The sequence below is a fragment of the Actinophytocola sediminis genome, from assembly GCF_054779715.1.
Map to the genome: position 1 here is coordinate 76,771 of NZ_BAAGXS010000091.1, position 26,015 is coordinate 102,785.

Below are 26,015 nucleotides of genomic sequence, written 5' to 3' on the forward strand. Positions count from 1 at the left end.
GCACCTGCGACACATCGGACGTGACGTTCGCGCCACGGCCGAGCAACGCCGGCGAGTGTGGCCAGTGGTGAGTGTTCTCGAGTCGATCATCGAGGGCGTGCGCGCCGACCTCGCGGTGCGCGAGGCCGAGCTCCCGTTCGACACCGTGAAGGAGCGGGCCGCCAAGGCGGCGCCGCCGAGGGATGCCATCGCCGCGCTGCGCGGCTCGGGCATCGGGGTGATCGCCGAGGTCAAGCGGCGCAGCCCGTCCAAGGGCGACCTCGCGTCGATCGCCGACCCGGCCGCGCTGGCCAAGGACTACGCCGACGCCGGCGCCCGGGTGATCAGTGTGCTCACCGAGCAGCGGCGCTTCGGCGGCTCGTTGGCCGACTTCGACGCGGTGCGGGCCGTGGTCGACGTTCCGTTGCTGCGCAAGGACTTCGTGGTCGGGCCCTACCAGGTACACGAGGCCAGGATGCACGGCGCCGACCTGGTGCTGCTGATCGTGGCCGCCCTGGAGCAGAACGCCCTGGTGTCGCTGCTGGACCGGGTCGAGTCGCTCGGCATGACCGCGCTGGTCGAGGTGCACACCGCCGAGGAGGCCGACCGGGCGCTGGAGGCCGGCGCGTCGGTCATCGGCATCAACGCCCGTGACCTGCACACCCTCGAGGTCGACCGCGAGGCCTTCGGCCGGCTGGCCCCCGGGCTGCCCTTCGAGGTGCTCAAGATCGCCGAGTCCGGCATCCGCGGCCCCGGCGACCTGATGACCCACGCCGGCGCCGGCGCCGACGCCGTCCTGGTCGGCGAGAGCCTGGTCGCGAGCCCGGACCCCAAGGCCGCGCTGATCCAGCTGGTCACCGCCGGCTCGCACCCGGCCTGCCCGAGGCCGAGCCGGTGACCTCGGACGACACGGGCTCGGGTAAGGACGGCGAGAGTCCGGAGCCCGACCAGCACGAGCACAGCGAGCACGACCCCGACCACGGTCACTTCGGCCCGTACGGCGGCCGGTTCCTCCCCGAGGCGCTCATCGGCGCCATGGACGAGCTGGCCGCCGTGTACGAGAAGGCCCGGCTGGACCCGGACTTCATCGACGAGCTCAACCGGCTGCTGCGCGACTACGCCGGCCGGCCGTCGCTGCTCACCGAGGCGCCCCGGTTCGCCGAGCACGCGGGCGGCGCGCGGGTGTTCCTCAAGCGCGAGGACCTCAACCACACCGGCTCCCACAAGATCAACAACGTCCTCGGGCAGGCGTTGCTCACCAAACGGATGGGCAAGAAGCGGGTCATCGCCGAGACCGGCGCCGGCCAGCACGGCGTGGCCACCGCGACCGCGTGCGCGCTGATGGGCCTGGAGTGCGTCGTCTACATGGGCGAGGTCGACACCCAGCGCCAGGCACTCAACGTCGCCAGGATGCGGCTGCTCGGCGCCGAGGTCATCCCGGTGACCGCCGGCTCACGCACCCTCAAGGACGCCATCAACGAGGCGCTGCGCGACTGGGTCGCCAACGTCGCGACCACCCACTACCTGCTGGGCACCGCCGCGGGCGCACACCCGTTCCCGATGATGGTGCGCAACTTCCACAAGATCATCGGCCAGGAGGCCCGCGCGCAGATCCTCGAGCAGGCAGGCCGGCTGCCCGACGTGGTCACCGCGTGTGTCGGCGGCGGATCCAACGCCATCGGCATCTTCCACGGCTTCCTCGACGACCCGTCGGTGCGCCTGGTCGGCCTTGAGCCGGGCGGCCGGGGTGTCGAGCCCGGTGAGCACGGCGCCACGCTCAGTGAGGGCAGCCCCGGCATGCTGCACGGCGCGCTGTCCTACCTGCTGCAGGACGAGGACGGCCAGACCATCGAGGCGTACTCGATCTCCGCCGGCCTGGACTACCCCGGCGTCGGCCCGGAACACGCCTGGCTCAAGGACACCGGCCGCGCGGAGTACTTCCCGGTCACCGACGCCGAGGCGATGGACGCGTTCCAGCTGCTGTCCAGGACCGAGGGCATCATCCCGGCGATCGAGTCCGCGCACGCGCTGGCCGGCACCCTGCGGCTGGGCAGGGAGCTGGGGCCGGACGGGTTGATCGTGGTGTGCCTGTCCGGGCGTGGGGACAAGGACATGGACACCGCGGCCAAGTACTTCGGCTTCATGGAGAGTTGATGTCTCGCCTCGATCCGGTGTTCGCCCGTACCCGCGCGGAGAACCGCGCGGCCCTGATCGGCTACCTGCCGGCCGGGTACCCGACCGTGGACGGCTCGGCAGAGCGGCTCGCCGCGATGATCGACTCCGGCTGCGACGTCGTCGAGGTGGGCGTGCCCTACTCCGACCCGGTGATGGACGGCCCGACCATCCAGGCGGCCGCCGACCAGGCGTTGCGTGGCGGTTTCCGGCTGCGGGACGTCTTCCGCGTGGTCGAGCACGTGTCCTCGGCCGGCGGGCAGGCGGTCGTGATGACCTACTGGAACCCGGTGCACCGCTACGGGGTGGACCGGTTCGCCAGGGACCTCGCCGCCGCGGGTGGGCTGGGCATCATCACCCCCGACCTCATCCCGGACGAGGCGGCCGACTGGATCGCCGCCGCGCAGACCCACGACCTGGACCGGATCTTCCTGGTCGCGCCGTCCTCCAGCGCCGAGCGGATCGCCGTCACCGCCGCCGCGACCACCGGCTTCCTGTACGCCACCGCCGTGATGGGCGTGACCGGCGCCCGCGACCAGGTCGACGACGCGGCCGCTGATCTCGTGTCCCGCGCCCGCGAGTGCACCGACCTGCCGATCGCCGTCGGGCTCGGGGTGCGGTCGGGGGAGCAGGCGGCCGAGGTCGCCGGGTTCGCCGACGCGGTCGTGGTCGGCTCGGCGTTCGTGTCCAAGGCCACCGAGGTGGCCGGGGTGCGCGAGCTCGCCGAGGAACTCGCCGCCGGCGTGCGGCGCCCGGTGGTCACCAGCTGACTCGTCCCGGCACCCGCCGGGACGGACGCCGCTAGGGCGACCCATTGTGTACGGCGTCACGGCCGACCGTTACGGTGACGCGCGTGAACGTGGCGTCCAGTGTCTTCCTGGCGAACATCCCGAGCCCCGACCGCGGTGTCTGGGAGCTCGGGCCCATCCCGTTGCGGGCCTACGCGCTGTGCATCATCGCGGGCATCATCGTGGCGATCTGGTGGGGCGAGCGGCGGTGGGCCGCCCGCGGCGGCCAGCCAGGCACGATCGTGGACATCGCGGTGTTCGCGGTGCCGTTCGGCCTGGTCGGTGGGCGTCTCTACCACGTGGCGACCGACTACCACCGGTACTTCGGCGAGGGCCGCAACCCGCTGGACGCGTTGCGCATCTGGGACGGCGGCCTCGGCATCTGGGGCGCGATCGCGCTCGGCGCGGTCGGCGCGTGGATCGGCTGCCGGGTCAAGAAGGTGCCGCTGCCGGTGTTCGCGGACGCGGTGGCGCCCGGCATCGTGGTCGCGCAGGCCATCGGCCGGGTCGGCAACTACTTCAACCAGGAGCTCTACGGCGGGCCGACCGACCTGCCGTGGGGCCTGGAGATCTACCGGCGGATGAACGGCGCCATCGAGGACAACCTCAACGGTGTCGCGGAGAACCACATCCCGATCGAGGTCGTGCACCCGACGTTCCTCTACGAGCTGCTGTGGAACCTCGCGGTCGCCGCGTTGGTGGTGTGGGCCGACCGGCGGTTCCGGCTCGGGCACGGGCGCGCGTTCGCGGTCTACGTCGCTGGCTACACCCTGGGCCGTGGGTGGATCGAGCTGATGCGCACCGACGAGGCCACGCAGGTCTTCGGGATGCGGATCAACGTGTGGGTGTCGATCCTGGTGTTCCTCGGCGCGATCGCCTACCTGATACTGGCCAAGTCCCGTGGTCCACGGGAGGATCTGGCGGCCATCCAGCAGACCCCGCCGGACACCGACGCGGACGCCGCGACCGCCGCTGATCCGGACGAGGCCAAGGACACCGACGCCAAGGACACCTCGGACGCCGAGGACACCGACGCCGAGAAGTCGGCCGACAAGGCCGAGGACAAGCCAGCCGAGGGCGAGCCGGCCAAGAAGTCGGACCCGGTGGAGAACGCGGACGCCGAGAAGTCGGACGTGACTGAGGAAACGGACGCCGAGAAGTCGGACGTGGCGAAGTCGGACGTGGCGAAGTCGGACACGGTCGACGACACAGGCGACGAGGCGGACGCGGAGAAGGCCGACGCCGAGCCGGCCAAGGAGCCGAGTTCCGCCGGCGGCAAGGAGTCCTGACCCAGCACCGGAACGCTTCGCCGCGGTGCGGCTCCGGCCGCGATGCCCTGAATGAGGCATTGGCGACGCTCAACGTCCCGAATGAGGCATTCAGGGCAGTTGACCTAGGTGCGGGACACCAGGCCGCGGGCGGTCACCAGCGGCAGGTCCAACGACGTCAGCAGGCCCGGCGGGGCGGCCACGACCGCCGGGATCGCGTTGACCAGGCGCATCGCCGTCGCCTTGAGTCCGCCGGTGTTGTGGTCGCCGTCGCTGGCGCGCAGCTGGAGGTCCAGCACGCAGTTGGGCTCCCCGGTCAGCTCGACCCGGTAGCCGCCCTGTCCGGTCGGCTGCGGCCAGTCGTCGCCGAGGTCTGCCCGCAGCCGGGTGACGTGTTCGAGCACGCAGATCGCCCGGCCGCCGACCATGCCGCGCACCTCGAACCGCAGGGCCGCCGCCGTGCCGGCCTCGATGGTGCCGGCCGCGATCTCGAACGTCTCCGGCGCCGGCAGCCGGGTGACCTCCTGCTCGACCTCGTCGAGCACGATCCCGAGCCCGGCGGCCAGCTGCTGCACGACGCTGCCCCAGCCGAGCGTGAGCACCCCGGGCTGGAGCAGGATCGGCGTCTGGTCCATCGGCCCGCCGAAACCCATGATGTCGAACAGCACCTTGGGGTTGTGGTAGGTCGAGTAGTCCAGGATCTCCAGGCACCGCACCTGGTCGACCCGCTGGCAGATCGACGTGAGCACCAGCGGCAGCCAGTCGTTGGCGAACCCGGGGTCGATCCCGTTGACCCACAACGACGCGCCGCCGTCGACCGCGGCCTGGCGCACCGGGTCGATCAGCTCGGCCGGCAGCACCCCGTCCGGGAACTGCAGGAACACCGGGCCGCTGGACACCACGTTGATCCCGGCGCGCAGGAACCGCGCCAGGTCCTCGAGCGCCTCGCCGAGACGGTCGTCGGCCATCGCGGTGTGCACCACGCAGTCTGGCTTGCTGGCGATGAGCGCGTCGGCGTCGTGGGTGGCCAGCACGCCGAGGTCGCGGCCGAGTCCGGCGAGCCGGCCGGCGTCGACGCCCACTTTGTCCATTGAGGACACCCAGACGCCGGTGAGCGTCAGGTCCGGCCGGGCGTCGATCCCGGCGAGCGCGTGCCGGCCGACGTTTCCGGTGCTCCACTGCACCACGCGGTAGGTCATAGCTCAGGAAGTCTATGGGCGGCCGGCCTGATCCGGGTCGGCGTGACGACGAGGTTTCCGTTGTCCGTCGTGAGGATCTCGACGTCGGCGGCGTAGCGCAGCTCGACGGTCTCGCGGGTGAGCACCTCCTCCGGCGTGCCGTAGCCGACCACCGTGCCGCCGTGCAGCAACAGCACCCGATCGGCGTACTGGGCCGACAGCGTGAGGTCGTGCAGGGTGCTGACCACCGTCGCGCCGTCCTCGGCCCGCAGCCGGTCGACCAGCTCCAGCAGGGCCTGCGCGTGCCCGATGTCCAGGCCGGTGGTCGGCTCGTCGAGCAGCAGCACGCCTGCCTGCTGGGCGAGCACCCTGGCCAGCACCGCCCGCTGCCGCTCCCCACCCGACAGCGTGTGCAGCGCCCGGCCGGCCAGCTCACCGAGATCGAGCCGGTGCAACGACTCCTCGACGATCGCCAGGTCGGCACGGCGCTCGCGGGCCAGCGGCGCCAGGTGCGGGGTGCGGCCGAGCAGGACGTAGTCGGTCACCGTCAGGCGTTCGGGCAGCTGCGGGTTCTGTGGGGCGTAGGCCAGCGCGCGGGCGCGCTGCCGGGCGTTGAGGTCGGTGGCGGGCCTGCCGCCCAGCAGGATCTCGCCGTCGTGGTCGACCGCGCCGAGGATGGCCTTGAGCAGGGAGGACTTCCCGGCACCGTTCGGCCCGATGATCGCGAGCCAGCTGCCGGTCGGCAGCTCGAGGTCGACATCGGCGGCCACGACCCGGGAGCCGTACCGCGCACTCACCCCCCGCAGCGTCAGCGCAGTCACCGGACCTCCTGGCGGTTCATCCGCAGTACCAACAGGAAGAACGGCGCACCGGTGAACGCGGTGATCACCCCGATGGGCAGCTCGGCCGGGGCGAACGCGGTGCGCGCGATGTGGTCGGCGACGATCAGGAACGCCGCCCCGCCGACCAGCGACAGCGGGACCACCACCCGATAGCTCGCCCCCGCCAGCAGCCGCACCACGTGCGGCACCACGATCCCCACGAACCCGATCAGCCCGCTCACCGACACCGCCGCCGCCGTGGCCAGCGACGCCGCCAGCAACACCACCACGCGCACCCGGCCGGGGTGCACGCCCAGCGACGCCGCCTCGTCGTCGCCAAGTGCCAGCACGTCCAACAGCCGCGCGCACACGCACAGCACCACCCCGGCCAGCCCGATGTAGGGCACGGTGATCAGCACCTCCCGCCAGCCGGTCGTGTTCAGCCCGCCGAGCATCCAGCTGTAGACCTGCTTGATGGTGTCGGTGTTCAGCTGCTGGACGAACGTCTGGATCGCGGTCAGGAACGACGCCACCGCGATCCCGGCCAGCAGCAGCACCGCGGTCCCGCCGCCGGCCGAGCGGCCGAGCAGCCAGGTCAGCGACACCCCACCGATCGCGCCGGCGAAGGCCGCCAGCGGCAGCGGCCCGATCACCCAGCCGGTCACCGACGGCGCGGCCACCACCACGATGGTGGCCGCCATGCCGGCACCGGCCGCCGCGCCGAGCAGGAACGGGTCGGCCAGCGGGTTGCGGAACACACCCTGGAAGGCCGCGCCCGCCATCGCCAGCGCCGCGCCCACCAGCCCGGCGAGCACGATCCTGGGCAGCCGCACGTCCCACACGATCGCCGCCTCCGAGGCCGACAGCGGCGACAGGCCGCCGGTGACCTGCGCGAACACCTCGCGCACCACCCGCGTCCAGCCCAGGTTCGCCGCCCCGAGCAGCACCGACACCGAGATCACCACGACGAGCCCGAGAACCGCGACGACGAGCACCCCCGGTGCGAGCCTGGTCGGACGGATCCCCTGGTTCGCCCGCCTGACCATCAGCTGCCCGCGCCCGCCTTCTCGACCGCCTCGGCGATGTCCCTGGCGAGGTCGACCACCCGAGGACCCCAGCGCGAGGCCAGGTCGTCGTCGAGGGCGACCACGTTGCCGTCGCGGACCGCGGTCAGCGTGCTCCAGCCTGGCCGGGCGGCCACCGTCTCCGCGTTCTGGCCGCAGCACTTCACGTCGGCGAGGAAGACCAGGTCCGGGTTGGACTTGAGGATGTGCTCGACGGTCAGCTGCGGGTAGCCGCCCTGGTCGATGTCGGCCGGGTCGGCGATGTTGGCCAGCCCGAACAGGCCGTACACCTGACCGATGAACGTCTTGGACGTCGCGCTGAAGTAGGTGGTGTCCAGCTCGTGGTAGTAGGTCAGCGGTTCGCTCGGCTTCGGCGTCTCCTCGACGATCTTGTCCAGGTCGGTGCGCGTGCGCTCGGCGATGTCGGCCGCCTCGGCCGCGTGGCCGGTGGCCTTGCCGAGCAGCTCGATGCTGGCGTAGAGGTCGTCCAGGGTCGCCGCGGCGGGCACGATCAGCACGTCGCGGTCGAGCTTGGTGAGCGCGGCCGCGACCCCGTCGGTGTCGTCGGAGAGCACCACCAGATCCGGGTCGTACTCGGCGATCGCCTCGACGTTCGGCGTCAGCCCGGACAGGTCGGTGCGCGGCGCCTCGGCCGGGTGGTTGGACTGGTCGTCGACCGCGACCACCTGCTCGCCGGCGCCGATGGCGTAGAGGGTCTCGGTGTTGCTCGCCGACAGCGACACGATCTTCTCCGGCCGGTCGTCGAGGGTGACCGGCTCGCCCTCCGCCGGGGTGAGCGTGACCGGGAAGTCCGCGCGCGCGGACTCCTCGGCCGGCGGGTCCTCCTCGGCGCGTTCGGCGCAGCCGGCGAGCAGCAGCGCGCCGGTGAGGGTGATGGCCGTCAGGCGTCGTACGCGCCCGCGGGGGAGAGTCATCGGTCCACCTTCGAGATCGGCCCGGCGCCGGACGGCGCGCCATCGCGGTGGCGGACGCCGCATCCCTGCACCGGGGGCGGTTGGCGTCGACGCGGGGAGTGGTAGGCGACCTGGCTCGGGCGCCGCTGTGCGCGGGGCCTCCACAGTTGCGGGACAGCGCCGGGTTCGCACCGGACTTCGCTACCACCTGCCGGGGCCCCGGATGGGCCGCGGACTGTGCGCGTCGCTGGTCAGCTCCCTGACCAGCAGCAGGACGCTACCACCTCGGATACCGCCGAGGGGGCTGGCCGGATGCGAGGGGTCTTTGGCATTGCGGACACGGCGTCGGATCAACAGGATTGGGCCATGGCTCCCCGTTCCGTCGTGCTCGTCGCGTACTCCGGCGTGCAGCTGCTCGATGTCGCGGGTCCGCTCGAGGTCTTCCAGGTCGCGGCCGACCTGGTGCCCGGCTCGTACACGGTCGACCTGGTCGCCAACGAGCCGGTGACCACCACCAGCGGCCTGCCGCTGGCCATGGACGGCCCGCTGACCGACCGGGAGGTCGACACGCTGATCGTCGCCGGCGGCCCGGGGGTACGGCAGGCGATGTTCGACGAGCGGCTCGTCGGCTGGCTGGCCGAGATGGCGCCGAGGGCGCGGCGGGTCGCGTCGGTGTGCAGCGGGGCGTTGCTGCTTGGCCGGATCGGTGTGCTCGACGGCCGGCAGGCGACCACGCACTGGGTGGTCAGCGCCACCATGGCCAAGCTGTTCCCGAAGGTGAGCGTGCGGGAAGACCAGGTGTACGTGCGCGACGGCAACGTGTGGACCTCGGCGGGGGTCACCACCGGGATGGACCTGGCGCTCGCGCTGGTCGAGGACGATCTCGGGCCTGAGGTCGCGCTGGAGGTCGCCAGGTGGCTGGTGTGGTTCGTGCACCGACCTGGTGGCCAGCGGCAGTTCAGTGGGCCGCTGGTGGCGGCGCCGAGTGGGTCGCTGCGCGGGGTGCAGGAGTGGATCCTGGACAACCTCGCCGCGGACCTGCGGGTGGAGGCGCTGGCCGAGCGGGCGCACATGAGCGCGCGCAACTTCGCGCGGACGTTCCGGCGGGAGGTGGGCGTCACGCCGGGGGTCTACGTGGAGCGGGCGCGGGTCGAGGCGGCCAGGCAGGCGCTGCTCGACCAGGCGGACGGGGTGGAGGGGGTGGCGGCCCGGTGTGGGTTCGGCACCGCGGAGACGATGCGCCGGGCGTTCCACCGGCAGCTCGGGGTGGGGCCGGCCGACTACCGGCAGCGGTTCCGCCGGACGATGGACCAGGCCGGCTGAGGAGATTTCATGGACATCGCGTTTGTGCTCTACGACAGCTTCACCGCACTGGACCTGGTCGGGCCCTACGAGACGCTCAGCGGGCACCCGTCGGTGTCGCCGAGGTTCGTGGCGGAGCGGACCGGGCCGGTGCGCGCGGACAACGGGCTGACCGTGTACGCGGACGTCACGTTCGCCGAGCTGCCCCGGCCGGACGTGATCGTCGTGCCCGGCAGTTCCCGGTGGGCGGCGGCGCTGACGGACACCGCGCTGCTCGACTGGCTGGCGGCCGCGCACCCGACGGCGACCTGGACCGCGTCGGTGTGCTCGGGGTCGACGCTGCTGGCCAAGGCCGGGATTCTCACCGGCCGCCCGGCGACCACGCACTGGGGGGTGCGGGCGACGCTGGCCGAGCTCGGGGCGCAGGTGAGCCACGAGCGGGTGGTGCGGGACGGCTCGGTGATCACCGGCGCCGGGGTGTCGGCGGGGATCGACCTCGGGCTGACCCTGGCCGCCGAGTTGTGGGGGGCGGAGGTGGCCCGGGTCGTACAGCTCATGCTCGAGTACGACCCGAGGCCCCCCTTCGACACCGGCTCCCCGGAAAAGGCCACCCCCACCCAACTGGCCACCGCCACCGCCATCCTCACGCGCTAACGGCCCCCCGCCGCCGCCCCAACCGCAGCGAAGGGTCCCTTCGCTGCGCCGACCGCAGTGAAGGGACCCTTCGCTGCGCTCGCGTTGGGCCTCGGGGCGCGCTGGGGCGATGGTTGGTCAGGTGGATTCGCGGCGGACCAGTTCGGTGGGGAGGACCACCGGGTCGCCGGTGGGGTCGCCGCCGATCTGGGTCAGCAGGAGCTCGGTCATCGTGCGGGCCTGGTCGATGATCGGCTGGTGGATCGTGGTCAGCGGGGGCTCGGTGTGCCTGGCCAGCTCGATGTCGTCGTAGCCGATCACCGCCACGTCGGCCGGCACCACCCGGCCGGCCGCCCGCAACGCCCGCAGCGCGCCAACCGCCATCAGGTCGTTGGCCGCGAACACGCCGTCCAGGTCGGGGTGGCGCGACAGCAGCGCGGCCATCGCCTGCTCGCCGGACTCCCTGGTGAAATCGCCGTAGGCCACCCGGTCGGCCTTGCGCCCGGCCGCGGCCAGCGCCCGTCGGTAGCCCGCGAGCCGGTCCTTGCCCGCGGTCATGTCCGGCGGCCCGGCGATCGTCGCGATCCGCCGCCGGCCGCTGGCCAGCAGGTGCTCGGCGGCCAGTTGGGCGCCGCCGACGTTGTCGACGTCGACGTAGGACAGCCCGGGCAGGTGTCGCTGCGGCCGCCCGCCGACCACGGTCGGGATGCCGGCGTCGAGCAGCAGCCTTGGCAGCGGGTCGTCGTCGTGCATCGACGCCAGCAGCACGCCGTCCACGTGTCCACTGCGGACGTAGTCGGCGAGCCGGGCGTGCTCGGCGTCGTTCTGCGCGTTCACCAGCACCAGCTGCACACCGGTGCCGACCAGCGCCTGGCTGGTGGCGATGATGATGTTGCCGAGGTAGGGGTCGGCGAGCACGGTGGCGTCCGGCTCGCGCATCACCAGCGCGATCGAGTCGGTCCGGCGCATGGCCAGGCTGCGGGCGGCCCGGTTGGGGACGTAGCCGAGGCGGTTGATCGCGATCTCCACCGCGTCCTTGACCTCCGAGGAGACCCTCGGAGAGCCGTTGATCACCCTGGACACCGTCGCGCGGGAGACACCGGCCGCCGCCGCGACCGTGTCCAGGGTCGGCTTCTGCCGCCGCAGGAAGACCTCACTCATTCAAGATCGATGCCGTTCGTCGTGATCACCTCGCGATACCAGTACGCGCTGTCCTTCCACACCCGGCGCTGGGTCGGGTAGTCGACATGCACGATGCCGAACCGTTTCGAATAGCCGTAGGCCCACTCGAAATTGTCCAGCAACGACCACACGAAGTATCCCCGAAGGTCCACACCCGCCTCGATCGCCTCGTGCACCACCGCGAGATGGTCCCGCAGATAGGAGATGCGCTCCTGGTCACGGACCCCGTCGACGCCGAGCTCGTCGTCGAACGCGGCGCCGTTCTCGGTGATCATCAGCGGCACCGGCGCGTACTCCTCGTGCACCCGGTGCACCACCGCCCGCAGGCCCTGCGCGTCGATCGCCCAGCCCATCGCGGTCGTCGGCCCCGGCTGGGTGACGAACCGGACATCCGCACAGCCCGGCCACGGCGACGGGCCCGGCCGTGGCTCGCCGGAGTCCACCAGCGTGGGGGAGTAGTAGTTGATGCCGAGCAGGTCGATGGGCGTGGAGATCACCGCCAGGTCGCCGCCCACCACGAACGACCAGTCGGTCAACCCGGCGGTGTCGTGCCGCACGTCGGCCGGATAGTCCCCGCGCAGCAACGGGTCCAGGAACAGCCGGTTGGCCAGCCCGTCGATCCGGCGCACCGCGTTGGTGGCCTCGGGCGAGGTCGCGCCGGGGAAGACCGCCGACAGGTTCAGCGTGATCGACACCTGGGCGTCGGCCGGCAGCACGCCGCGCAGCGCCTGGGTGCCGTAGCCGTGGGCCAGCAGCAGGTGGTGCGCGACCCGCAGGGACATCGCCGGATCGGTGTGGCCGGGCGCGTGCTCGCCGGAGCTGTAGCCGAGGAACGCCGAGCACCACGGCTCGTTGAGCGTGGTCCAGGACGGCACCCGGTCGCCGAGCCGGTCGCCGACCAGCGTGGCGTACTCGGCGAACCTGGCCGCGGTGTCCCGCGCCGCCCACCCACCGGAGTCCGCCAGCTCCTGGGGCAGGTCCCAGTGGTAGAGCGTGAGCACCGGCGTGATGCCCTTGGCCACCAGCTCGTCCACCAGCCGGTCGTAGTGGTCGAGGCCGGCCGCGTTGGCCGGGCCCTTGCCGCTTGGCTGGATGCGCGGCCAGGACACCGAGAACCGGTAGGCCGGCAGGCCGAGGTCGGCCATCAGCGCCACGTCCTGGCCGAATCTGCGGTAGTGGTCGGCGGCCTCGTCGCCGGTGTCGCCGTTGGCCACCCGTCCCGGGGTGTGCGCGAAGGTGTCCCAGATGGACGGTCCGCGACCGTCCACAGTGGTCGAACCCTCGATCTGGTACGCGGCCGTGGCCGCACCCCACATGAACCCGGTCGGGAATGTCAGCCTGGTCATCCCTTCACCGCCCCTTGCATGATTCCTCCGATGATCTGTCGGCCGAGTAGCAGGAACACGATCAGCATCGGGAAGGTGGCGATCACCGTGCCCGCCAGCACGAGCGAGTAATCCACCTCGATGCCGCTGGCCGTGTTCGCGATCGCCACCTGAACGGTCGGGTTCTGGGTGTTGAGCAGGATCAGCGGCCAGAACAGGTCGTTCCAGTAGGTGATGAACGTGAGCAGACCGAGTACCGCCGCACCCGGTCTGGCCACCGGAAGCACCACGCTCCAGTAGATGCGGATCGTCGACGCGCCGTCCACCCGGCCGGCCTCGAGCAGCTCGGTCGGCATCGCCGTGTACAGGTACTGGCGCATGAAGAACACGCCGAACGCGCTCATCAACGCCGGCACGATCACCCCGCGCAGGTCGTTGGACCAGCCGAACCACTGGGTGATCATGATGTACAGCGGGATGATCGCGAGCTGGGTCGGCACCAGCATGGTCGCGACCACCGAGGTGAACAGCGCGCTTCTGCCGCGGAAGGTCAGCTTGGCGAAGGCGAACCCCGCCAGCGTCGAGGTGAACACCACCGACACGGTGATCGTGCCGGCCACGATCACCGAGTTGGCCAGCGCCAGCCCGAAGTTGCCCTGCTCGAACGCGGCGGAGATGTTCTCCAGCAGGTTCCCGCCGGGCACCAGCGGCGGTGGGTAGCGGCCGATCGCGGACTGGTCCCGCGAGGAGACCACGATCGACCAGTACAGCGGGAAGATCGAGAACACCACGATGGCGAACAGGATCGCGTAGGTGCCCCAGCGGGCCTGGTCGGGTGCGCGTCGAGGGGCCATCTCAGTCCTCCGACCGGATCCGGCGGGCCAGCAGGAAGTTGACCAACGCGATCACCACCGTGATCAGGAACAGCGTCCAGGCGATCGCGGCCGCGTAGCCGTAGCGACCGTTGGTCCAGAACTGTTGGTACAGGTAAAGCACGACCGTCTGGAACTGCCGTTCCGCGCCGCCGTTGTTGTTTCTGGTGGTGTCGAACAGGAACGGCTCGGCGAACAGCTGCAGCGCGCCGATGGTGGACACCACGACGGTGAAGATGATCGTCGGCCGCAGGCTCGGGATGGTGATGTACCAGAACTGCTGCCACTTGCTCGCGCCGTCGATCGACGCGGACTCGTAGCGCTCGTAGGGGATGGTCTGCATGGCGGCCAGGTAGATCAGCGCGTTGTACCCGGTCCAGTGCCAGGTAACCATCGCCGACACCGCGAGCCAGGAGGCCCACTTCTCCGCCCGCCAGTCGATCGGGTTCTCCGTGAACGGCGCGAGAACCCAGTTCAGCAGGCCGAAGTCGCGGGCGAAGATCTGGTTGAAGATCAGCGCGACCGCGGCGACCGAGGTGATGTAGGGGACGAGAACGCCCATCCGCAACAGCAGCCGACCGCGCAGCCGGTAGTTCAACAGGTGCGCGATCCCCAGCGCCAGCACCAACTGCGGCACGGTGGACACCAGTCCGATGCCGAAGGTGTTGAGCAGCGCGTTGTGGAAGTTCTCGTCCCCCAACAGGTTCTGGTAGTTCGAAAGACCGACCGAGACGTCCTCACTGCCCGGCCGTCGCGGGCTCCACGAGGTCGTGGAGATGAACGCGGTGTACACCAGGGGAAACAGGCCGAACACCGCGAACAGCGCGAAGAACGGGAACACGTACAGGTACGGCGAACCCTTGAGGTCAAGGCGATACAGCCGCGACCGGAGGCGGTCGGTCCTCATTCAGCCGTCATCCCTCACCAGCGGCGGCCTCGATGTCCTTCATCGCCGACTCCCAGGCCTTGTCGGGATCGGTGCCCTGTTCCACGCTGTTCAGCGCGCCGGCGAAGGTGTTGCCGATGACGCCGCTCTGCGGTCCGTAGATCTGCACCGGCGCGTCGGCCAACGACTCGGGGAAGATCTTGCCGGCGGGCGCGCCGGAGAAGAACTCCGAGGTGAACTCCGCGACCTCGGGCTCGGTCCAGGTGCTCGTCTGGCTGGGGAAGTTGCCGATCATCTTGAACAGCTCGATGTTCTGCTCCGGGGCGGTCAGCCAGGTGGCCAACTCGACCGCGGCGTCGGTGTTCGCGCCCTGCGCCGGCACGGTCACATACGAGCCGCCCCAGTTGCCGGAGCCGCCGGGGATCTTCGCGATGTCCCACTTGCCCTTGGTGTCCGCGGCGTTGGCCTGGATGTAGCCCATCATCCAGGCCGGGCAGGTGATCGTGGCGAACTGGCCCTGCTGGAAGCCGGTGTTCCACTCCGGGGAGAACTCCGCGAGCGCGGCCGACTGGTCCTTCTCGATCGCCCCGACGGTCAGGTCCCACGCGTCGCGCACGGTCTCGTTCCGCTCGACGATCAGCTCACCGTCGGCGTTGTAGTAGGTCTCCTCCTCGTTGCCGAGCACGCCGGTGAACACGTGCCCGCCCGCGTCGAACCACTTGACCTTCGGCGACTTCGCGCGGAACCGGTCGCCGGTGGCCACGTAGTCCTCCCAGGTCGGCCAGAGCGCGGAGACCTCGTCGCGGTCGGTCGGCAGGCCGGCGGCGGCGAACAGGTCGCTGCGGTAACACATCGCCAGGCCGCCGATGTCGGTCGGCAGGCCGATCAGCGTGCCACCGTCGGGAGTGGACGCTCGCTGCACGGTCGAGTCGGTCCACTGCGCGGTGTCCACGCCGTGCTCGTTGAGGTTGACGAACTTGTCCGGCTGGCCGATGTAGCCGGAGACCTGGCCGACCTCGACCAACTCGAGGTCTGCGGTGCCGGAGCCGGCGGTCAGCCGCGCCTGCAGGTTCTGGTGGTGGGTACCGAAGTCGCCCCGGTTCTCCACGATGGTGATGTTGTCGTGCGTGCGTTCGTAGGCGTCGTACAGCTCGCGGTTGTCCGGCAGCGAGAAGTTGTCGCCGAAGACGTTGATCGTCAGCGTGATCTCACCGTTCTGGCTCGCGGCGTCCTCGCCGCCGCACCCGGCGAGCACGGTGGCGCTCACCGCGGCCAGCACCGCCAGCCTGCCGCCGGGTCGTCGTAATGTCCGCATGGGTGGGTCCTCCTGCGTGAGAGCGCTCTCATTGGGGCCTGAATAATCTGGCCGGCTCCTCGCACCCGGGACGATGGGGTGCGAGGAGCCGGCGCGGGCGCGCCGCTGCTGTGGTCAGCGGGCGAAGGTGAACCAGTTGAGGTTGACGAAGTCGGCCGGTTGGCCGCTGGTGAAGGTCAGGAACACGTCGTGCACCCCGGTGGTCGGGCTGATGTTGGCCGGCACCGAGCGCCAGGTCTCCCAGCCGCCGGTGTTGCCGACCGAGAAGCTGCCGATCGGGGTCGCGGTGCGCGAGCCGAGCCGGACCTCGACCAGGCCGCTCACCCCGCCCGTCGCGCCGGAGGCCACTCTGGCCACGAACTGGCGTGCCGGGGTGGAGCCGAAGTCGATGTCGTCGTAGCGGGCCCAGTCGCCGTTGGCCGCCCAGCCGACATAGCTGCCACCGCCGGCGTCGGTCGTGCCGCCGGTCTGGAGTCCGCTCTGCTGCTGGAAGTTCTCCGCCTCGAGGCGGTCGTAGGCGCTGCCGCCGTCACCCGGCGGCGGCTCCTCGGGGTCGGTGCCGCCACCGCCCCGGCTCCACACCGCGACGTAGTCGACCAGCATCGGCCTGCCGGGCACGGTCTCGGTCACCGGCGTCGCCCGCCCGGCCACGCCGTCGGGGAACGCGCCGCCGATCGCGAGGTTGAGCAGGATGAAGTACCCGGCGTGGGTGGTCATCTGGTTCCACGTGTCGGCCGGCAGCTGGCTCTGGCTGATCGAGTGGAACTGCTGGCCGTCGACATACCAGCGCAGCTGGTTGGGCGAGACGCTCTGGTCCCACTCGAACCGGTAGGTGTGGAACGCCGACTGACAGCTCGAGCCGGGGCAGGCGCGGCTGGCGCCGAGGCCGTTGTTCTCGTTGCACGGGCCGCCCGGCGCGACTCCACAGTGGAGCACCGCCCACACGGAGTTGATCCCGTTGACGTTCTCCATGATGTCGAACTCGCCGATGCCCGGCCAGTTCCAGTAGTTGCCCCGGTAGGGCGAGCCGAGCGCCCAGAACGCCGGCCAGTAGCCGAGTGCCTCGGTGCCGGTGATGTTGGGCATCTGCACCCGGCCCTCGATGCGCAGCACGCCACCGGATGGCGGGCGGAAGTCCCCGCGCCTGGTCTCGATGCGGGCCGAGGTCCAGTTGCCCGCGCCGTCACGCAGCGGCGTGATCCGCAGGTTGCCCGACCCGTCGACGCTCAGGTTCGCGGGATTGTCTGTGTGGTAAGCGATTTCGCCGGTGCCCCAGTTGGCCGGACCGCCGGGGTAGCCGTGGCCGATGTCGTAGATCCAGTTCGACGAGGACGGCAGGGTGCCGGCCGAGCCGTCGAAGTCGTCGGCCCAGACCTGGGTCCAGCCGGAGTCGGGTGGGGGGACCGTGGCCAGTGCCGGACTGGTCGGCGGGAACACGGCGAGCACGGCCGCGGCCGCGGCGCCCGCGGCGATCAGCCTGCGGGACCGGCCGGCTGGTCGGCCTGGGGGAGCCGGGGGACGGGTACTGGGCATGGGCGGTGACCTCCTTGTCACGCTCGGGCAGGGTTCCGAGTGCCTGAAATCAAGCCGCAGATATTGCCGTCTGCTATGGAAGCGCTCTCACGGCGGGTTGTCAACAGCTGATGACGGACGGTCGCTCTTCCCTTTCGCGCAGGCTCGGTTACCCTGGAGTAGGCCGGAGCCGGGTGCCTGGACGTCCTCACCAGGGACGAAGGGCGCTCGTGCGAATCGCGTGGATCACGCAAATCGTTACACCCAACGCCGATAATCCACGTTCTGTGCGTAGCTCAGGGGTTTCGGGACTGTTAAGCTCACGTCAACACGCGGGCCACCGCCGTCCCGCGCCCAGGTATCACCACTGAGCGCGAGGACGACGAGGGAGGTCGACGCGTGATTTTTTCTGCCATTCCCACTGCGCGGGGACTGTATGACCCCAGTGCCGAGCATGACGCGTGTGGCGTGGCCATGGTCGCCGATATCCAGGGGCGACGTTCACATCAGATCGTCACCGACGCCCTGGTGGCGCTGGCCAACCTCGAGCATCGCGGGGCGGCCGGGGCCGAGCCGACCAGCGGCGACGGCGCGGGCATCCTGCTCCAACTGCCGGACGCGCTGCTGCGTGCGGCGATCGACTTCGACCTGCCGGACCCGGCCGAGAACGGCGACCACAGCTACGCCACCGGCCTCGCCTTCCTGCCTCAGGGCCTCGACGAGCGGGCCACCGCGGTCTCGCTGATCGAGCGCATCGCCGAGGAGGAGGGGCTGGAGGTGCTCGGCTGGCGGGAGGTGCCGATCGCGCCGGAACAGGCCAACGTCGGCCCGACCGCGCGGTCGGTGATGCCCCACTTCGCGATGCCGTTCCTGGCCGCCGTGCCGGACGCCGCCGGCGACCGGGTCGCCGGCATCGCGCTCGACCGGCTGACCTTCTGTCTGCGCAAGCGCGCCGAGCACGAGAGCGGCGCGGCCGGCTGCGGGGTGTACTTCCCGTCACTGTCCGCGCGCACGATGGTCTACAAGGGAATGTTGACCACCGCGCAGCTGCCGGTGTTCTTCTCCGACCTGACCGACGAGCGGCTCGCCAGCGCGATCGCGTTGGTACACAGTCGCTTCTCCACCAACACCTTCCCGTCCTGGCCGCTGGCCCACCCGTTCCGGTTCGTCGCGCACAACGGCGAGATCAACACGATCCGCGGCAACCGCAACCGGATGCGCGCCCGCGAGGCGCTGCTGGCCTCCGACCTGATCCCGGGCGACCTCACCCGGCTCTACCCCATCTGCGACCCCGACGGCTCGGACTCGGCGTCCTTCGACGAGGTGCTGGAGCTGCTGCACCTCGGCGGCCGCTCGCTGCCGCACTCGGTGTTGATGATGATCCCGGAGGCCTGGGAGAACAACGCCACGATGGACCCGAGGCGCAAGGCCTTCTACAAATTCCACTCCAGCCTGATGGAACCGTGGGACGGGCCGGCGAGCGTCACCTTCTCCGACGGCACCCTCGTCGGCGCGGTGCTCGACCGCAACGGCCTGCGCCCGGCACGCTGGTGGCGCACCACCGACGACCGCGTCGTGCTCGCCAGCGAGACCGGGGTGCTCGACGTGCCACCGGAGAAGATCGTGGCCAAGGGCAGGTTGCAGCCGGGCCGGATGTTCCTTGTGGACACCGCGGCCGGCACGATCGTCGACGACGACGAGATCAAGGCCGACCTGGCCGCCGAGCTGCCCTACGGCGAGTGGCTGCACGCCGGGCTGCTCAAGATCGCCCACCTGCCCGACCGCGAACACGTCGTGCAGACCAACGAGTCCGTGCTGCGCCGCCAGCTCTCCTTCGGCTACACCGAGGAGGAGCTGCGGATCCTGCTGGCGCCGATGGCACTGGCCGGCGCGGAGCCGATCGGCTCGATGGGCTCGGACACCCCGCCCGCCGCGCTGTCCAAGCGTTCCCGGCTGCTCTACGAGTACTTCAAGCAGAACTTCGCCCAGGTGACCAACCCGCCGCTGGACGCGATCCGCGAGGAGATCGTCACCTCCGTGCAGCGCATCATGGGCCCGGAGCAGAACCTGCTCGAGCCGAGCCCGGCGTCCTGCCGGCACATCCAGCTGCCCTACCCGGTGATCGACAACGACGAGCTGGCCAAGCTCATCCACGTCAACGACGACGGCGACATGCCGGGCTACGCCTGCACGGTGGTCCCCGGACTGTATGAAGTGGACGGTGGAGGGGAGGCGCTGGTCGAGGCCATCTCCAGGGTGCGCCGGGAGGCGTCCGAGGCGATCGCCGGCGGCGCGCGGATCCTGGTGCTGTCCGATCGCGACTCCGACCACCGGATGGCGCCGATCCCGTCGCTGCTGCTGGTCTCCGCGGTGCACCACCACCTGGTGCGCACCAAGGAGCGGCTGCGGGTCGCGCTGGTGGTGGAGACCGGGGACGCCCGCGAGGTGCACCACGTCGCGCTGCTGCTCGGCTACGGCGCCGCCGCGGTCAACCCGTACCTGGCGTTCGAGACCATCGAGAACGAGATCCGGCGCGGCACGATCACCGGCCTCGACCCGGCCCAGGCGATCCGCAACTACGTGACCGCGCTGGTCAAGGGCGTCCTCAAGATCATGTCCAAGATGGGCATCTCGACCGTCGGCGCCTACACCGCGGCGCAGGTGTTCGAGGCGTTCGGCCTCGCCCGCGACGTGCTGGACGAGTACTTCAGCGGCACGGTGTCCAAGCTCGGCGGCGTCGGCCTCGACGTGATCGCCGAGGAGGTCGCCACCCGGCACCGCCGCGCCCATCCGGACAACCCGACCGACCGGGTACACCGGCGCCTGGAGTCCGGCGGCGAGTACGCCTACCGGCGCGAGGGCGAACTGCACCTGTTCACCCCGGAGACCGTCTTCCTGTTGCAGCACGCGACCAAGACCCGCGAGGAGCAGGTCTATCGCCGCTATGTCGACGAGGTCGAGCGGCTCAACCGCGAGGGCGGGGCACTGCGCGGGCTGTTCCGGTTCCGCGCCGAGAAGCGCACGGCCATTCCGCTCGACGAGGTCGAGCCGGTCGAGTCGATCCTGCGGCGGTTCAACACCGGCGCCATGTCCTACGGCTCGATCAGCGCGGAGGCGCACGAGACGCTGGCCATCGCGATGAACCGGATCGGCGGCCGGTCCAACACCGGCGAGGGCGGCGAGGACACCGACCGCCTCTACGACCTGGAACGCCGCTCGGCCATCAAGCAGATCGCCAGCGGGCGGTTCGGCGTCACCAGCGAGTACCTGGTGAACGCCACCGACCTGCAGATCAAGATGGCCCAGGGCGCGAAGCCGGGGGAGGGCGGCCAACTGCCGCCGAACAAGGTGTGGCCGTGGATCGCGCGCACCAGGCACTCCACCGCTGGCGTCGGGCTGATCTCCCCGCCACCACACCACGACATCTACTCCATTGAGGACCTCGCGCAGCTCATCCACGACCTGAAGAACGCCAACGAGCACGCCAGGGTGCACGTGAAGCTGGTCAGTGAGCTCGGGGTCGGCACGGTCGCCGCCGGGGTCTCCAAGGCCCACGCGGACGTCGTGCTCATCTCCGGCCACGACGGCGGCACCGGCGCGTCGCCGCTCAACTCGCTCAAACACGCCGGCACCCCGTGGGAGGTCGGCCTCGCCGAGACCCAGCAGACGTTGATGCTCAACGGTCTGCGGGACCGGATCACCGTGCAGGTCGACGGTGCGCTCAAGACCGGCCGGGACGTGGTGGTCGCGGCGCTGCTCGGCGCGGAGGAGTACGGCTTCGCCACCGCGCCGCTGATCGTGGCCGGCTGCGTGATGATGCGGGTGTGCCACCTGGACACCTGCCCGGTCGGCGTGGCGACCCAGAACCCGGCGCTGCGTGAGCGCTACACCGGCCAGGCCGAGCACGTGGTCAACTTCTTCCACTTCGTCGCCAACGAGGTGCGGGAACTGTTGGCAGAGCTCGGTTTCCGCACGATCGACGAGGCGATCGGGCACGCCGAGCTGTTGGACACCGTCGAGGCGGTCGAGCACTGGAAGGCACAGGGGCTGGACCTCTCGCCGATCTTCGAGGTGCCGGCCACCACCTACGCCGGTGCCCGGCGGCGGGTCCGCGGCCAGGAGCACGGGCTGGAACAGGCACTGGACCGCACGCTCATCCAGCTCGCCGAGGCGGCGCTGGAGGACGCGCACCCGATGCGCCTTGATCTCCCGGTGCGCAACGTGAACCGGACCGTCGGCACGTTGCTCGGCTCGGAGGTCACCCGGCGCTACGGCGGGGACGGGCTGCCGGACGGCACCATCCACATCGGACTCGAGGGCTCCGCCGGGCAGTCGCTCGGCGCGTTCCTGCCGGCCGGCATCACGCTGGACCTGGTCGGGGACGCCAACGACTACGTCGGCAAGGGCCTGTCCGGCGGGCGGATCATCGTGCGTCCGCACCCGGACTCGGCCTTCGCCGCCGAGCAGCAGGTGATCGCCGGCAACGTGATCGGCTACGGCGCGACCGCCGGCGTGATCTTCCTGCGCGGCCGGGTCGGCGAACGGTTCTGTGTACGCAACTCCGGCGCGGTGGCCGTCGCCGAGGGTGTCGGCGACCACGCGTTCGAGTACATGACCGGCGGCCGGGCGGTGGTGCTCGGGCCGACCGGGCGCAACCTCGCGGCCGGCATGTCCGGCGGCATCGCCTACGTGCTCGACCTGGACGAGAAACTGGTCAACCCGGCGATGGTCGACCTGCAGCGCCCCAACGGTGAGGACCTGCGGTGGTTGCGCGAGGTCGTGACCGCACACCAGCGCGACACCGGCTCGGCGGTGGCCGCGTCGCTGCTGGGTGACTGGACCAGGCGGGCGGCGTCGTTCACCAAGGTGATGCCGCGCGACTACCAACGGGTGCTGGACGCGATGCGGCTGGCCGCCGCCGAGGGCCGGGACATCGACGAGGCGGTCATGGAGGCATCGCGTGGCTGACCCCAAGGGCTTTCTCAAGTACACCAAGAAGGACGCGCCGAAGCGCCCGGTCGGCGACCGGCTGGCGGACTGGCGCGAGGTCTACCGCGACCAGGAGCCGGCCGAGCGCGACCAGGAGGTCCGCACCCAGGCCGGTCGCTGCATGGACTGCGGGATCCCGTTCTGCCACTCGGGATCGGCCGGGTGTCCACTCGGGAACCTGATCCCGGAGTGGAACGACCTGGTCCGGGTCGGCGACTGGGCATCGGCCAGCGAGCGGCTGCACGCCACCAACAACTTCCCGGAGTTCACCGGCCGGCTGTGCCCTGCGCCGTGCGAGGCGGGCTGCGTGCTGTCGATCTCGCCGCTGTCCGGCGGGTCGGTGACGATCAAGCGGGTGGAAGAGGCGATCGCGGACGTGTCGTGGGAGCGCGACCTGGTGTGGGCCAGGCAGGCCGCGGTGTCCTCCGGCAAGCGGGTCGCGGTGGTCGGCTCCGGCCCGGCCGGGCTCGCCGCCGCCCAGCAGCTGACCCGCGCCGGCCACGAGGTCACCGTCTACGAGCGCGACGACCGGCTCGGTGGCCTGCTGCGCTACGGCATTCCCGAGTTCAAGATGGAGAAGAAGTCCCTCGACCGGCGGCTGGCGCAGCTGCGGGAGGAGGGCACCCGGTTCGTCACCGGCTGCGAGGTCGGCGGTGACCAGCCGGGCGACCTGTCGGTGGACACGCTGCGCGGCTCCTACGACGCCGTGGTGCTCGCCGTCGGCGCGCTGCGCGGGCGGGACGCGCCGGAGCTGGCCGGCCGCCAGCTCGACGGCGTGCACCTGGCGATGGAGTACCTGGTGGCGGCGAACCGGGAGTGCGCGGGCGACGGGCCGACGTCGATCTCCGCCGAGGGCAGGCACGTGCTGATCATCGGCGGCGGCGACACCGCGGCCGACTGCTACGGCACGGCCACCCGGCAGGGCGCGCTGTCGGTCACCCAGCTCGACCAGTACCCGCGGCCACCGGCCGCGCGCGACGACGAGGTCTCGCCGTGGCCGGTGTGGCCGTGGATCCTGCGGAACTACCCGGTGCACGAGGAGGCCGGGGAGCGGCGGTTCGCGGTCGCGGTCGAGCAGGTCGTCGGCACGGACGCCGCCGAGTCGGTGCGCCTGCGGGAGGTCGTGGTCCGCAGGGACCCGGAGACCGGGCGCCGCGAGGTCGCCCCGGTCGGCGACCAGGTCGAGCAGGTGCCGGCCGAGCTGATCCTGCTGGCGATCGGGTTCGAGGGTGTCGAGCACCTGCCGCTGCTGCCCGCGCTGGGCATCGAGCTGACCCCGCGCGGCACCATCTCCTGCGGCACCGACTGGCAGACCGCGGCCGAGAGCGTGTTCGTCTGCGGTGACGCGCACCGCGGCGCCTCGCTCGTGGTGTGGGCGATCGCGGAGGGCCGTTCGGTGGCCAGCGCGGTCGACGCCTACCTGACCGGCGCGTCCGACCTGCCGTCCCCGGTGCACCCGACCGCCCTGCCGCTGGCGGTCGTCTGAATGCCTCATTGCGGACGTTGAGCGTCCCGAATGAGGCATTCAGGGCTTTCAGATCTCCGCGAGCTGGTCGAGTACGGCGGCGGCGGCTTCGATGTCGGCCGAGAGTGGGCGGTCGGCCAGGCTGGGGTCGAGCACGGCGTCGGCGATGGCGAAGGCGTCCCGGATCGGCAGGTCCATCAGGTCGGCCGGGCGCATGCGCAGCGCGCGGACCGCGGCCACCAGCTCGCAGGCCAGCACGTGCCGGTAGGCGGTGGCCACCGCACCGGCCTGGCGCGCGGCCTGGGTGGCGAAGCTGGCGTGGTCCTCCACCCCGCGGGACACCACGGCCGTGCCGAGCGTGACCGGCAGCGCGGCCTGGCGCAGCGCGGCCAGCGCGTCGTGCGTGACGTACTCCAGGATCATCACCCCCGAGCTGCCGGGCGGCCCGACCGCCAGGAACGCCGGCAGGTCGGTGAACGAGGGCTCCACCAGGTCACCGAGCCGGGTCGCCGACAGCTCCGCCACGTGGTGGATGGTCGCGCGCGCCTGGTCGAGGGCCACCGCGACGTAGGCGGTGTGGAAGTGCGCGTGGTGGAAGACGTCGCCGGCCGACAGGGAGACCATCGGGTTCTCGGTGGCGGCGTTGATCTCCACGCTGAGCACCTCCCTGAGGTAGCCGAGCGCGTCCAGTGCCGGTCCCTGGACCTGGGGAAACGCCCGCAGGCCGTACGGGTCCTGGATGCGGCGGCCCGGCTGGGGCAGGCCGGTCATGCCGAGCAGCCGCCGCATCTCGGCCGCGCAGCGGACCTGGCCGGGGTGCGGCCGGGCGGCGTGCACCGGCGTCGCGTAGGCCTCCGCCGAGCCGCCGAGGACCACGTAGGACAGCGCGGCCACCGCGTGGCTCGCGCGCAGCAGGCGGTCCAGCTCCAGGGTCGCCAGCACGGCCTCGGCGAGGGTGGCGGCGTTGCTGGACATGAACGCCAGCGCGTCGGACGTGTCCAGCGACACCGGCGCCAGGTCGCCGAGCCACCACGGCGCCTCGCCGATCAGCGCCAGCGCGGTCTCGGCGAGTGCGGTGAGGTCGCCGGTGCCGATCGCGCCGGTGCGGTGGATCCGCGGCACGGCACCGGTGGTGAGGGCGTCGGCCAGCGCGGTCAGCAGCCGAGGGTGGGCGCCGGAGCCGCCGGTGGCCAGCTGGTTGAGCCTGATCAGCAGCATCGCGCGCAGGGTGCGGGCGGGCAGGAACTCGCCGGTGCCGCCCGCGTGGCTGCGTAACAGCCGCCGGCCGTGCTCGGGGCCGGCGTCCTCGTCGACGGTCAGGTCGCGGTTGGCGCCGACCCCGGTCGTGCGGCCGTAGATCTCCCGGCGCGCGGACAGCTCGGTGACCAGGCGCCAGGCCGCCTCGGCGGTCTCGGCGGCGGCCGGGGCCACCAGGACGGTCACCTCGTTGTCGGCGACGCGTTCCACGTCCGCGCAGCTCAGGGTCCGGCCGTCGACCACCAGCTCTGTTCGATCACTCATCGGCGCTCCCATACCAATCGCATCACCATGCGCCATTGTGGACTTCCCCCTTACTAGCATTCCCGCGATGCTCGCCGACCTGCCAGCTGATCTCGTCGATCGCCTTGCCCCCCTGGGATTCCGGCCGGGACCCAGCGTGAACACGTTGTGCACTGTGGACGGTCGGGGAGTGCGGCTGCGACACACCCTCGGTGGCTGGTCGGCGCAGGTGCTGGTGCTGCGCGATCACTGGGTGGACGCCGCCGTGGTCGCCTCGGCCATCGCCGGGCGGGTGCCCGGCCGGCCGGCGCGGACCTTCGAGGAGGCCTGTGCGGCCGCGGTCGCCGCGGCCGGCCTGCCCGCCTTCGCCAGAGCGGCCCGTGGTCTGGATCACCGCCATCTGGTCGAGGTCTGCTGGTGGGACGCGGTCACCGAGGGTGCTCCGCGCCAGCCCGGCCTGCTGGTGCTCGAGGTGGCGCACAACTACTTCGACGAGCAGCTGTTCGCGACCATCTGGGACTCGATCGCGGCTGATCGGGACGCGCACTGGGAACTCGATCTGACCCCTGATCAGGCGACGGAGTTCGCACACGCTCTGTGGTTGGCCAGCGGCGGCGAACTGGCCCGCGAACCGGTCCGGATCGGACCGCTGGCGCTGCTGCCGATGTTCGGCGACCGGTGCGAGCTCCGCGTCCTGGATACCACCGAACACCCGAAACTGCTTGGCCAGCAGTGCTTTCTCGACCTGGACCTGCTGGTGACGCTGCACGCGACGCTGCGTTATCTGCCACGGCTGTTTGGGTAACCTCCGCCGCACCTCCTCGTTGACCTTGGTGACCACCTATCCCCT

20 protein-coding genes are annotated in these 26,015 nt (G+C 71.2%); 9 read left to right on the top strand and 11 right to left on the bottom strand.

Going from position 1 to position 26,015, the window contains the following annotated elements; genetic code table 11:
- Positions 1-67: 67 nt before the first annotated feature.
- The 4 genes from trpC (at position 68) to lgt (ending at position 4,228) form a co-directional block, all read left to right on the top strand.
- Positions 68-877: an indole-3-glycerol phosphate synthase TrpC gene (gene trpC / locus ACYVIP_RS40565; RefSeq protein ID WP_460406403.1), complete on the top strand. Its 810-nt coding sequence runs from the start codon at positions 68-70 to the stop codon at positions 875-877.
- Positions 856-2,133, top strand: a complete 1,278-nt coding sequence (gene trpB / locus ACYVIP_RS40570; RefSeq protein ID WP_460406436.1) for a tryptophan synthase subunit beta — start codon at positions 856-858, stop codon at positions 2,131-2,133. Before trpC ends, trpB begins: the two co-directional genes overlap by 22 nt.
- Positions 2,133-2,921 (top strand): tryptophan synthase subunit alpha, encoded by a 789-nt coding sequence (trpA, locus tag ACYVIP_RS40575; protein WP_460406404.1) that lies wholly within the window; start codon positions 2,133-2,135, stop codon positions 2,919-2,921. Before trpB ends, trpA begins: the two co-directional genes overlap by 1 nt.
- An 83-nt stretch (positions 2,922-3,004) precedes the next feature.
- The gene (lgt, locus tag ACYVIP_RS40580; protein ID WP_460406405.1) at positions 3,005-4,228 is read left to right on the top strand and encodes a prolipoprotein diacylglyceryl transferase; all 1,224 of its coding nucleotides are present in this window, start codon (positions 3,005-3,007) and stop codon (positions 4,226-4,228) included.
- Between the two features lie 104 nt (positions 4,229-4,332).
- Here the strand turns inward: lgt and ACYVIP_RS40585 are convergent, their stop codons facing one another.
- From ACYVIP_RS40585 to ACYVIP_RS40600, 4 genes are read right to left on the bottom strand one after another with little or no spacing between them, the layout of a single operon-like run.
- Positions 4,333-5,406, bottom strand: coding sequence for an NAD(P)H-dependent amine dehydrogenase family protein (locus ACYVIP_RS40585; RefSeq protein WP_460406407.1), 1,074 nt, complete (start codon positions 5,404-5,406; stop codon positions 4,333-4,335).
- Positions 5,403-6,206 carry an ABC transporter ATP-binding protein gene (locus ACYVIP_RS40590; protein WP_460406408.1) on the bottom strand — a complete coding sequence of 268 codons (804 nt, stop codon included), beginning with the start codon at positions 6,204-6,206 and terminating at the stop codon, positions 5,403-5,405. Before ACYVIP_RS40590 ends, ACYVIP_RS40585 begins: the two co-directional genes overlap by 4 nt.
- Positions 6,203-7,252, bottom strand: coding sequence for a FecCD family ABC transporter permease (locus ACYVIP_RS40595; protein WP_460406409.1), 1,050 nt, complete (start codon positions 7,250-7,252; stop codon positions 6,203-6,205). Before ACYVIP_RS40595 ends, ACYVIP_RS40590 begins: the two co-directional genes overlap by 4 nt.
- The gene (locus ACYVIP_RS40600) at positions 7,252-8,205 is read right to left on the bottom strand and encodes an ABC transporter substrate-binding protein (protein ID WP_460406410.1); all 954 of its coding nucleotides are present in this window, start codon (positions 8,203-8,205) and stop codon (positions 7,252-7,254) included. The genes ACYVIP_RS40595 and ACYVIP_RS40600 overlap by 1 nt, the downstream gene beginning before the upstream one ends.
- A gap of 345 nt (positions 8,206-8,550) precedes the next feature.
- On the opposite strand from ACYVIP_RS40600, the gene ACYVIP_RS40605 reads away from it, so the two are divergent.
- Together ACYVIP_RS40605 and ACYVIP_RS40610 are read left to right on the top strand one after the other, a co-directional pair.
- Entirely contained in the window at positions 8,551-9,507 is a 957-nt protein-coding gene (locus ACYVIP_RS40605; RefSeq protein WP_460406411.1) for a GlxA family transcriptional regulator, read from the top strand.
- 9 nt (positions 9,508-9,516) lie between these two features.
- The gene (locus ACYVIP_RS40610; RefSeq protein WP_460406412.1) at positions 9,517-10,140 is read left to right on the top strand and encodes a DJ-1/PfpI family protein; all 624 of its coding nucleotides are present in this window, start codon (positions 9,517-9,519) and stop codon (positions 10,138-10,140) included.
- A gap of 117 nt (positions 10,141-10,257) precedes the next feature.
- On the opposite strand, the gene ACYVIP_RS40615 is transcribed toward ACYVIP_RS40610, so the two are convergent.
- The 6 genes from ACYVIP_RS40615 to ACYVIP_RS40640 form a co-directional block, all read right to left on the bottom strand.
- The gene (locus ACYVIP_RS40615; RefSeq protein ID WP_460406413.1) at positions 10,258-11,280 is read right to left on the bottom strand and encodes a LacI family DNA-binding transcriptional regulator; all 1,023 of its coding nucleotides are present in this window, start codon (positions 11,278-11,280) and stop codon (positions 10,258-10,260) included.
- Entirely contained in the window at positions 11,277-12,647 is a 1,371-nt protein-coding gene (locus ACYVIP_RS40620; RefSeq protein ID WP_460406414.1) for a GH1 family beta-glucosidase, read from the bottom strand. The genes ACYVIP_RS40615 and ACYVIP_RS40620 overlap by 4 nt, the downstream gene beginning before the upstream one ends.
- The gene (locus tag ACYVIP_RS40625) at positions 12,644-13,480 is read right to left on the bottom strand and encodes a carbohydrate ABC transporter permease (protein ID WP_460406415.1); all 837 of its coding nucleotides are present in this window, start codon (positions 13,478-13,480) and stop codon (positions 12,644-12,646) included. Before ACYVIP_RS40625 ends, ACYVIP_RS40620 begins: the two co-directional genes overlap by 4 nt.
- Before the next feature lies 1 nt (position 13,481).
- Positions 13,482-14,405, bottom strand: coding sequence for a carbohydrate ABC transporter permease (locus ACYVIP_RS40630; RefSeq protein ID WP_460406416.1), 924 nt, complete (start codon positions 14,403-14,405; stop codon positions 13,482-13,484).
- A gap of 7 nt (positions 14,406-14,412) precedes the next feature.
- A complete protein-coding gene (locus ACYVIP_RS40635; protein WP_460406417.1) occupies positions 14,413-15,699 on the bottom strand; it encodes an ABC transporter substrate-binding protein in 1,287 nt (428 codons plus the stop codon).
- Between the two features lie 114 nt (positions 15,700-15,813).
- On the bottom strand, positions 15,814-17,232 hold the full coding sequence (locus ACYVIP_RS40640; protein WP_460406418.1) for a carbohydrate-binding protein: 1,419 nt from the start codon (positions 17,230-17,232) through the stop codon (positions 15,814-15,816).
- A 378-nt stretch (positions 17,233-17,610) separates the two neighbouring features.
- Between ACYVIP_RS40640 and gltB the strand changes: the two genes are divergently transcribed.
- Together gltB and ACYVIP_RS40650 are read left to right on the top strand one after the other, a co-directional pair.
- Positions 17,611-22,179, top strand: coding sequence for a glutamate synthase large subunit (gene gltB, locus ACYVIP_RS40645; protein ID WP_460406419.1), 4,569 nt, complete (start codon positions 17,611-17,613; stop codon positions 22,177-22,179).
- Positions 22,172-23,686, top strand: coding sequence for a glutamate synthase subunit beta (locus ACYVIP_RS40650; RefSeq protein ID WP_460406420.1), 1,515 nt, complete (start codon positions 22,172-22,174; stop codon positions 23,684-23,686). The genes gltB and ACYVIP_RS40650 overlap by 8 nt, the downstream gene beginning before the upstream one ends.
- A 48-nt stretch (positions 23,687-23,734) precedes the next feature.
- Here the strand turns inward: ACYVIP_RS40650 and ACYVIP_RS40655 are convergent, their stop codons facing one another.
- Positions 23,735-25,186 carry an aromatic amino acid ammonia-lyase gene (locus tag ACYVIP_RS40655; RefSeq protein ID WP_460406421.1) on the bottom strand — a complete coding sequence of 484 codons (1,452 nt, stop codon included), beginning with the start codon at positions 25,184-25,186 and terminating at the stop codon, positions 23,735-23,737.
- Positions 25,187-25,253: 67 nt separating this feature from the next.
- Between ACYVIP_RS40655 and ACYVIP_RS40660 the strand changes: the two genes are divergently transcribed.
- On the top strand, positions 25,254-25,970 hold the full coding sequence (locus ACYVIP_RS40660; protein WP_460406422.1) for a hypothetical protein: 717 nt from the start codon (positions 25,254-25,256) through the stop codon (positions 25,968-25,970).
- Positions 25,971-26,015: the final 45 nt, after the last annotated feature.

Excerpts from the sequence above, each read along its gene's own strand:
- ACYVIP_RS40605 (WP_460406411.1), top strand. The coding sequence starts at position 8,551 with ATGGCTCCCCGTTCCGTCGTGCTCGTCGCGTACTCCGGCGTGCAGCTG.
- ACYVIP_RS40620 (WP_460406414.1), bottom strand. The coding sequence starts at position 12,647 with ATGACCAGGCTGACATTCCCGACCGGGTTCATGTGGGGTGCGGCCACG.
- ACYVIP_RS40585 (WP_460406407.1), bottom strand. The coding sequence starts at position 5,406 with ATGACCTACCGCGTGGTGCAGTGGAGCACCGGAAACGTCGGCCGGCAC.
- ACYVIP_RS40615 (WP_460406413.1), bottom strand. The coding sequence starts at position 11,280 with ATGAGTGAGGTCTTCCTGCGGCGGCAGAAGCCGACCCTGGACACGGTC.
- ACYVIP_RS40655 (WP_460406421.1), bottom strand. The coding sequence starts at position 25,186 with ATGAGTGATCGAACAGAGCTGGTGGTCGACGGCCGGACCCTGAGCTGC.
- ACYVIP_RS40600 (WP_460406410.1), bottom strand. The coding sequence starts at position 8,205 with ATGACTCTCCCCCGCGGGCGCGTACGACGCCTGACGGCCATCACCCTC.
- trpA (WP_460406404.1), top strand. The coding sequence starts at position 2,133 with ATGTCTCGCCTCGATCCGGTGTTCGCCCGTACCCGCGCGGAGAACCGC.
- ACYVIP_RS40635 (WP_460406417.1), bottom strand. The coding sequence starts at position 15,699 with ATGCGGACATTACGACGACCCGGCGGCAGGCTGGCGGTGCTGGCCGCG.
- ACYVIP_RS40625 (WP_460406415.1), bottom strand. The coding sequence starts at position 13,480 with ATGGCCCCTCGACGCGCACCCGACCAGGCCCGCTGGGGCACCTACGCG.
- ACYVIP_RS40595 (WP_460406409.1), bottom strand. The coding sequence starts at position 7,252 with ATGGTCAGGCGGGCGAACCAGGGGATCCGTCCGACCAGGCTCGCACCG.
- ACYVIP_RS40610 (WP_460406412.1), top strand. The coding sequence starts at position 9,517 with ATGGACATCGCGTTTGTGCTCTACGACAGCTTCACCGCACTGGACCTG.
- ACYVIP_RS40640 (WP_460406418.1), bottom strand. The coding sequence starts at position 17,232 with ATGCCCAGTACCCGTCCCCCGGCTCCCCCAGGCCGACCAGCCGGCCGG.
- ACYVIP_RS40630 (WP_460406416.1), bottom strand. The coding sequence starts at position 14,405 with ATGAGGACCGACCGCCTCCGGTCGCGGCTGTATCGCCTTGACCTCAAG.
- ACYVIP_RS40660 (WP_460406422.1), top strand. The coding sequence starts at position 25,254 with ATGCTCGCCGACCTGCCAGCTGATCTCGTCGATCGCCTTGCCCCCCTG.